Consider the following 4,566-nt stretch of genomic DNA (forward strand, 5'->3'; position numbering starts at 1 on the left):
CTGCATCGGCAGCGTCGTCGAGGCGCGGCCGGCGCCAGCGGTGAAGAAGGCGATGATGAACTCGTCGACCGAGAGCGTGAAGGCGAGCAGCGCCCCTGCAATCACCGCCGGCGCGATGACCGGCAATGTCACCCGCCGGAAGGTGGTGAGCGCGGAGGCGCCGAGATCGGCGGAGGCCTCGACGATCGACCAGTCGAAACTCTTCAGCCGCGCGCGCACCACCGAGCAGACGAAGGCGAGGTTGAAGACGACATGGGCGAGGATGATGGTGTGCAGGCCCATGGTTAGATTGAGCATGGAGAAGAACGAGAGCAGCGCGATCGCCAGCACGATGTCGGGAATGATCATCGGTGCGAAAATCAGCGCTTCGAGAGCCTTGCCGTATTGCCGGCGCATCTCGATGCCGATCGCCAGCAGCGTGCCGAGCAGAGTGGCGATCGCGGTCGAGACCAGCGCCACGATCAGCGTGTTGAGGGCCGCGGACAGGATCGCCGAATTGCCGGCCAGCGAGGCGTACCATTTCAGGGAGAAGCCCGACCACGCCGTCGGCAGCCCGCCTTCGTTGAAGGACAGCGCCACCAGCACGGCGATCGGGATGTAGAGGAAAGCGAAGACCAGGCTGAGCACGAGCCAGAGCGTGCGCCGCGTGGCAGGGGAGCGCTCAGCCATCGGTGTCTCCGCCGGCTTGCGTGACGTGACCCGAGGCGCGATTGGCGGCCAGCGCTTGCGCCATCAGTACCAGAAGCATGATGGCAATCAGCGCCATCGCCAGTGCCGCCCCGAAAGGCCAGTCGTTGGCGGTCAGGAACTGGTCGTAGACGAGGTTGCCGATCATCTGGAAGCGGCCGCCGCCGAGCAGCGCGGGCGTGACGAAATTACCGATCGACAGCACGAAGACGAAGACCGCGCCGGCGGCGATGCCCGGTACGGTCAGCGGCAGGATGACACGACGGAACGTGGTGGCTGCCGAAGCGCCGAGATCACGCGAGGCCTCGGCGAGTTCCGGGTTGAGCCGCGACAGCGGCGCGTAGCAGGCGAGGATGACGAAGGGCAGGTAGTTATAGACCAGGCCGGCGATAACCGCGCCTTCGGTGTAGAGCATCGACGGCGGCTCGCCGGTGTAGCCGAACCAGCGCAGCAGCTGGGTAATCAGGCCTTCGCGGTTGAGCAGCACGATCCAGGCATAGGTGCGGATCAGATAGTTGGACCAGAACGGCAGCACGGCGACGAACAGGAACACTGGCTGCCACCGGCGCGGTGCCGCCGATATCGCGTAGGCGGCGGCATAGCCGATCACCACAGCGATTAGGGTCGCGGTGCCGGCGATGCGCGCCGAATTGAGGAAGATGCCGGCATAGAGCGGGTCGAAGACCAGGCCGAAATTCTCCAGCGTGAAGGTGTATTCGATGCCGCCATAGATGCCACGCCGGAAGAAGGCGAGCGCCAGTACCAGCGCGCACGGCACCACCATCAAGGCCGCGAGCCAGGCCAGCGCCGGGGCCATCAGCAAGGAGGAACGAAGTCTGGTTGAGGACACGATTGGGTACCGCATTCAGCGGCCGACGGCGGAAACCCGCCGTCGGCCGTGGTCTCTGATGTGCCGCCGCTTACTGCGCAGCCTTGATCTCGCTGACGATCTTCGAATAGTCGCGCTGGGCGTCGCCGACGTCACGCAACTGCTCGAACTTGACGAGATCGGCCACCGGCATCGCCATGTTGGGGAATTTTGCCAGGAAATCGGCCGGCAGGCTTTCCATCGCCGGCTTGTTCGGCACCTTGTAGTCGATGTTCTGCGCCGCCCAGGCGTGGTTCTTGGCGTCGAGCATGAAGTTGATGAACTGGAAGGCGGCGTCCTTGTTGGCGGAGGCCTTCATCACCACCATCGTGTCGACCCAGAGGTCCGAACCTTCCTTGGGAATGACGTATTTGATCTCCGGCTTTTCGGCGATGCCGTAATTGCACCAGCCGTCCCAGGCCTGCACCATCAGTGCCTCGCCGGACACCAGCTTGGAATAGAAGGTGGTGTCGTCATAGGCGAGCAGGGTCTTCTTGGCCGAGATCAGCAGATCCTTGACCTCGGCCATCTTGGCCGGATCGGTTTCGTTGACCGAATAGCCCTTGTCGAGCTGGCCGGCGGCCAGCAGCCAGCGGTCGGTCGCCAGCATGGTGGTCTTGCCCTTCAATTCGTCGGAGGGCGCGAGCAGGTCGCTCCAGCTGGCCGGTGCGACCTTCATCAGATCCGAGCGATAGCAGAGGCCGGTGGTGCCCCAGGTGTAGGGCACCGAGAAGGCATTGCCGACATCGTGCGGCAGCTTGGCTGCTTCCGGATAGAGGTTGGCGAGGTTGGGGATCTTGGCGTGGTCGATCGGCTCGGTCAGGCCGAGCTTGTTCAGCACCTCGGCGAAGGGTGAGGAGACAAAGACCACGTCATAGCCTTTGCCGCCGGCGGCGATCAGCTTGCCCATGATCTCTTCATTGGTGGCATGCACCACCACTTCGCCCGAAACGCCGGTTGCGGTCTTGAAGGTGGCCATGGCGTCGGGTGCCATGTAGCCGTCCCAGTTCGAAATGACGAGGTCGGCAGCCGTCGCCGGCGCGGACAGCGCCAAGGCCAGGCCAAGTGCGATCGAAGATGTTTTCAGCGCACGGCGCCGCAGGCTGGTAGCGGTCATGACAGACTCCCATTCGGTTGATCGTCGAATTTCATTCGCCGGACCAACGCTTGCGACCCTTGCCGCTGCCTCGATCCTGTTCCCTCGGTCTTTTTCTCGCCGATTGTGTTGACAGTACTATTGCAGAAAAAAGTACGTCAATCCATAATTTGCCAAACGACCGAGGAAACTGGCCGATTGCGTCCGTTCGGGCGATCGGTCAAATCAATGCGGTCATCCGTTTTCCGCTGGACCAGCCATGCAAGCCGCAGCCAGACGACCCCGCACCAACCATCTTGATCTGGCGCAGCGCATCCTGGATGTCGCGCGCCAGCGCGGCTTCGAGCCCGGTGCACGCTTGCCCGAGCAGCAGATCGCGTCGCTGTGCAATGTCTCGCGCACGCCGGTGCGGGCGGCACTCGGCCTGCTCGCGGAACGGGGCGTCGTGCGCTGGGAGGCTGACACCGGTTATCATCTGGCCATCGACCTCACCGCGCAGGCTTCGGTCGCCACGGAATTGCCCGCTGCCGAGGAGGACGAGTTGGCCGAGGCGATCCTGCGCGACCGCTCGGCGCGGCGACTGGACCAGACGGTGACCGTCGCGGGATTGATGCGGCGCTACAGTGCCGAGCGCAAGACGGTATTAAAAGCGTTGAACAAACTGACCGAAGAGAATCTGCTGGATCGTGCGCCTGGCCAGTCCTGGCTGTTTCGGCGCACGCCCGACGATCCGGAAGCGCAAGGCGACAGCTACGAGTTCCGCTTGCTGCTCGAGCCCGCGGCCATCCTGACGCCCGGCTTCAGGCTAGACGGCGCGCGGGCGGCGACGTTGCGCCAGGCTATGGAAGCGCTGGTGACGCTGCCGGACGCCGCCTTCGACACACGCGAGTTCCAGCGGCTGGACATCGATTTTCACGGCATGCTCGCCGAGGGCAGCGCCAACCGCTTCATCGCCGACGCGCTCGCCGATCACCTCAGGCTGCGCCGGCTGCCGGGCATCTATACCGGCGTCAACGTCTTCCGATTGCGGCAATCGCTGCGCGAACACCTTGTCATACTCGACCATCTTGAAAGCCTGCAGTATGAGGTGGCTGCCGATCTGCTTCGCATTCATCTGCGGCTCTCCCGCAACCAGCGACCGCAAGCGGCCAGCCGCGGGGCTCCCGCGCTGTTCGGCACGATCAGCCGGCCGGAATGACGAGGATTAATTGACGCGTAAAGCCAGCCCGACCATCGCGCTGTTTCCCGAAGCAAGCTTCGGCGCGGCGTTGAATTGCGTCGGCATCGCGCAGGCGCTGCGTGCGAAAGGCGCCCGGCCCGTCTTCATCTGCCATGCCGGTTTCTCCGGCGTCTTTGCCGATTATGGTTTTCAGGAATACCAGCTGCCAACCGACGAGCCGCTGAGCGAGAGCCAACGCCAGAGCTACTGGCAGGCTTTCGTGCGCCGGCACCTGCCGCATTTCAGGCTGAGCCCGATCGACCAGCTTGAGACCTATGTCGCTCCGACCTGGCAGGCCATCGTCGACACCGCGGTCAATGCCGAGGCGCCGCTGCGCCAATTGCTGGCACGGCTCAAGCCGGATGCCGTGGTGCTCGACAATGTCATCATGTTCCCGGCGATCGCCGCCGCCGGCTGTCCGTGGGTGCGCGTCGTCTCCTGCGCCGAGACCGAGCTGCCGGACGCCAATGTGCCGCCCTATCTGTCGGGGCTTGGGGTGGACGACCCGCAACGTGCGGCGTTCGAGGCCAGGTATCTGGCGGCTTGCGCGCCGGCGCATGACCGCTTCAACCGCTTTCGGGCGGATGCCGGACTGGGGCCGCTGCCGAAGGGTCAGTTCCTCGAGACGTCGCCCGATCTCAACCTGCTGCTGACGCCGACGATCGTGCGCCGCGAGCGTGCCGAGCCGCTCGACCC

The 4,566-nt window shown here is 64.4% G+C and carries 4 protein-coding genes and 1 pseudogene; 2 read left to right on the forward strand and 3 right to left on the reverse strand.

Going from position 1 to position 4,566, the window contains the following annotated elements:
• The 3 genes from EN914_RS25315 to EN914_RS25325 form a co-directional block, all read right to left on the reverse strand.
• A partial coding sequence (locus tag EN914_RS25315; RefSeq protein WP_164778895.1) for an ABC transporter permease occupies positions 1 to 669 on the reverse strand: 669 nt, incomplete at its 3' end.
• On the reverse strand, positions 662 to 1,504 hold the full coding sequence (locus EN914_RS25320; RefSeq protein WP_032899498.1) for an ABC transporter permease: 843 nt from the start codon (positions 1,502 to 1,504) through the stop codon (positions 662 to 664). The genes EN914_RS25315 and EN914_RS25320, both read right to left, overlap by 8 nt.
• Positions 1,505 to 1,607: 103 nt before the next feature.
• On the reverse strand, positions 1,608 to 2,672 hold the full coding sequence (locus EN914_RS25325) for a spermidine/putrescine ABC transporter substrate-binding protein (RefSeq protein WP_024504740.1): 1,065 nt from the start codon (positions 2,670 to 2,672) through the stop codon (positions 1,608 to 1,610).
• Between the two features lie 238 nt (positions 2,673 to 2,910).
• On the opposite strand from EN914_RS25325, the gene EN914_RS25330 reads away from it, so the two are divergent.
• Positions 2,911 to 3,849 carry a GntR family transcriptional regulator gene (locus EN914_RS25330; RefSeq protein WP_024504739.1) on the forward strand — a complete coding sequence of 313 codons (939 nt, stop codon included), beginning with the start codon at positions 2,911 to 2,913 and terminating at the stop codon, positions 3,847 to 3,849.
• 10 nt (positions 3,850 to 3,859) lie between these two features.
• A pseudogene (locus tag EN914_RS25335) lies at positions 3,860 to 4,566 on the forward strand (glycosyl transferase family 1); the annotation flags it as partial.

It is taken from the genome of Mesorhizobium sp. M7A.F.Ca.CA.001.08.2.1, from assembly GCF_003998455.1.
GTDB lineage: Bacteria > Pseudomonadota > Alphaproteobacteria > Rhizobiales > Rhizobiaceae > Mesorhizobium > Mesorhizobium ciceri.